We start from the raw sequence: 713 nt of genomic DNA on the forward strand, positions 1-713 counted from the left end.
TGAACTTCCAACAGATCGGCTGCGCCATGGTTCTGTACTGATTTTACGCGCCCCAACAGGGCACCTCCGGTATCATAAACTTCCAGCCCAATGAGGTCAGTATGATAGAATTCGTCGTCCGGAAGCGAGGGTAACTGATCTCGGTGCGCAAACAGACGCAGTCCTTTGATAGCATCGGCCTGTTCTTTGGTCTCAACCCCCCCTAAACGAGCGGCGAAACCATTCTTGATCGCACGTGTCAGGACCAGAGGATACCGTTCTGTACCGTCCTCGTCGGTCAGAGGTGAATAGGTTTCAATATCTTCGGGAACGGCGCAATAGCTTTTGAGCCGTACTTCGCCGCGAACCCCGTAAGAGCCGGCAATACTGCCGACACAGATCAGATCAGTCATTGGGCGCTTCCGATGCTACACATAGTCCGTTCTGCCAAACACCAAGTTCGGCACAAGCCTCGCGTTGGTTGCTGCGTTCAAAGAACACGCCCACAATAAATGCGATCAGCAGCAGGATGGGAAGTCGTATCAGTCCAAACATCTGCCTCTACCGCGTTTCGAGATGCAATCGGGCGCTACGCTGTTCCCAGCCAGCGCGTTCAAGTTCGGGCCGTTCTGACATTTCTTCCGGCCAGCCTACACAGTAATAGCCGACCAGGGACCAATCGTCAGGCACGTCCAGGTCACGCTTCATCCGTTCGGGATCAAGGATCGAGACCC

1 protein-coding gene is annotated in these 713 nt (G+C 54.4%); it reads right to left on the bottom strand.

Going from position 1 to position 713, the window contains the following annotated elements; translation table 11 throughout:
- Nucleotides 1-392, bottom strand: a 392-nt coding sequence (gene rimM, locus E1297_RS42650; RefSeq protein WP_155149191.1) for a ribosome maturation factor RimM, incomplete at its 3' end; no start/stop codon positions are given.
- Nucleotides 393-713: the final 321 nt, after the last annotated feature.

The sequence above is a fragment of the Roseibium sp. RKSG952 genome (genome assembly GCF_009711355.1).